General features: G+C 43.6%; 1 protein-coding gene and 1 pseudogene. Both read right to left on the bottom strand.

Going from position 1 to position 2,751, the window contains the following annotated elements:
- Window positions 1-21: 21 nt before the first annotated feature.
- Window positions 22-2,304 (bottom strand): RagB/SusD family nutrient uptake outer membrane protein, encoded by a 2,283-nt coding sequence (locus B3Z75_RS07930; protein ID WP_294069708.1) that lies wholly within the window; start codon window positions 2,302-2,304, stop codon window positions 22-24.
- 31 nt (window positions 2,305-2,335) lie between these two features.
- Window positions 2,336-2,751 (bottom strand): annotated as a pseudogene (locus B3Z75_RS07925) (TonB-dependent receptor); the annotation flags it as partial.

Here is a 2,751-nt window from a genome sequence, read left to right as displayed (position 1 = left end):
TTAACGATAAAATGCAGCTTATTATTCCGCGGTACAATAAATGTAAGTACCATCCTGTTCCTCCGGTCCGGTGCCTGTTGGATTTGCATTGGCAATCATCCATCCTGCTGTCTGCTCAATCCAGTCGTTCCCCTTCCCAATGGTATACATGTCATAATGAATCGGGTAAACATAGTACCAACCACGCCATGCAAACAGGAAGTTTTGTTCTGTATTTTTTGTGCCACTATCCATGGCATATTTATGACCCATCCGGTTATCCTGTATGGGATCAATTGTTTCCATGCCAACACCTTCATAAAGAGCATCCAATTTCTCAAAAGCAGCGTTTCTTTGAGTTTCGCTCATCCCTCTTTTGATAGCGGGAACAGCAAGTAACAGTTCGTTTGTTTTCAACGGATGATCTATTACTGATTCGTTTGTGTTCCATTCATCAACGGGATGCACATTGTCAATGTCATATGCCCAAAGTTTGCTGGAGTGTTTTGTACCTGAAAACCTAGGAATACCAAGTTTCGTAAGAACGTTATCTTCCTTGGTGTAATTCGCTCTTCCATCTTTACCATCATAGATTTTCCATCCTTTTCCCCATGCAAGATCGGGAGTATAGGAACCCGTTGCATCATTAAAGTCGGCAAGTCTCGGGTCAAAACCGGCACCTCCTTCATAAAGCAGCCAGCGTCTCATATCCCACGAACGTTTTCCTTCGTAGGCTAATTCCACAGCACGCTCATTCAGTACGGACCGAATTGCAGAATACTTATCTGTCACATCATTCAGACCGTAATTATTGGCAGCGTCTATACCCACTCGGCTTCTGATTTTGCTTAGATAGCTCACAGCACTGCTCACCTCTCCTTTGGCTGCATAGCATTCGGCTACATTTAGCAATATTTCGGCATAACGGTATTCCAGAATATCAGTACCACTAACAGATTCACTGCCTACTGGGACATTGGGGTCAGACATTTTCCATACGATGGCCCTGCTTTTTTTCTGAGCTCCACCGTCACCCCTGCTACCGTCTGTGTAACGGAACATTTGGCTTGCAGAAGTGCTGTATTTATAGGTATAAAGCCAAATTTGAGTATTTGTTCCCGGCCACTCACATCCTGAAAAAGCAAAAGTACGGTAGAAGCGGGGATCTCTGTTTTTGTAAAATTTCTCATCGTCATATCCGTTTTCAGCCAGCGGGGCCTTTCCATTTTTCATGGGAAACTTCAACAGAACCTCATCAGGAGCAGGCATTCCGGCTCCTGTACCTGATATTACGGCACCGGGACGAATATATCCTTCCCATTTATTGAAAGCTCCATGAATCACGTTATCGCTCTTGGGTATTTTTATAATCGCTTCGGGGTTGTGCATTCCGTTGTATGCATAGAATGCTTTGTCCCAAGAATCGATATCGCTTACGCTTGTTCCATAGCCTGCTGCTGTTGCCGCTGCTTCCGCAACAAGGCTGGCATCGAGTGCTGCCTGCCACCTGGCGCTGGCCGGATTATCCCAGCTTGCGTTAAAGACCGGACTGGCAGCGTACACACGGGCCCTGCTGATCATGGCTAACGCGGCGACCGATGTGAAACGTCCGTCGTTGTCGGCATCCCAAACTGCAGGAAGCAATTTTGATGCTGCTTCGAAATCTACGCATATTTTATCAATGCATTCCTGTATCGGCATACGTAACGATCTGTCACCCGGTTGTGGTTGGTCTGTTTCGGTTGCATAGTACGGGACGCCTCCCCACAAGCGAATTGCATCGAAATAAAGCCATGCACGGGCAAAGATAGCCTGTCCTTTTAGTTGATCCCAAAAGATGTCATTTTCATATAAGTCCCGGGAACGATCTATTTCGGTAATGTAACTATTAATTAGATAAACTGTCGGGAAAAGGGTATATCTGTTAAAATTATTGTAGTTACTTGAGGAACTTCTTGGATCGTTCCAGTAGGGTGGGTTGGCAATATGATTCCCTGCTTTGGTATTCTTTCCGTTAGATCCGTTGTAACGGCCGTCTCTGAAACCGCCGTCAGATAACTCTTCCGTGTAGATATGCTGCTTTCCGCCCGTGTTTTGATCTTGTCTCATCAATGGATCGGATCCCGCGAAAGGAGAGTTATAACGTTCCAATATTTGTTTGTAGATGGTGGCAAATACAGCCTTGGCCTGTTCAGGGTCGCTAAACACATCAATCGTCGTGAGGTTGTTATAATCTCTTTTTTCCTCCAGAAATTGGTCGCTGCACGATAACAAATAGATAAGTGCGAAAGCTCCAATAAATATTTTAAATAATATTCTTTTCATGTTTTTATTTTTTCAATTGTAATCAGATTTATCAGAATGTCAGGTTTACACCCAATGTCCATGTCCTCAATGTGGGATAATCAGTTCTCCCGCCGTCATACATATTTCTGTATTTATCCGGATATGGATTATAAAAATCCCATAGATTGTTACCAGTCAGATTAAGTTGTAATCTCTCAATTTTTGCTTTCTGAAGCAATTCTTTGGGTAGATCATAACCAAAGACCATATTGCGTACATACATTCTGAAAGAGGGAACCATCCAGAAATCAGAACGCTCACCAAAAGCACTTGCAACGGCCATACTTGGGTATTTACCGTTGGGGTTTTCTTCCGGGTCAAACATATCGTTTACATATGAAAACTGAGACCAGATTAAAGTGTTATTATTGATAGCTTGACGGATGTCGTTGTCTAATGCATAATATCCACCCCATGCAGTAGAGA

Source organism: Proteiniphilum sp. UBA1028, assembly GCF_002316955.1.
In the GTDB taxonomy this organism is placed as follows: Bacteria; Bacteroidota; Bacteroidia; order Bacteroidales; family Dysgonomonadaceae; genus Proteiniphilum.
Note: the sequence above shows the minus strand (reverse complement) of the source record. Positions and strands in the feature narration are given on the sequence as shown.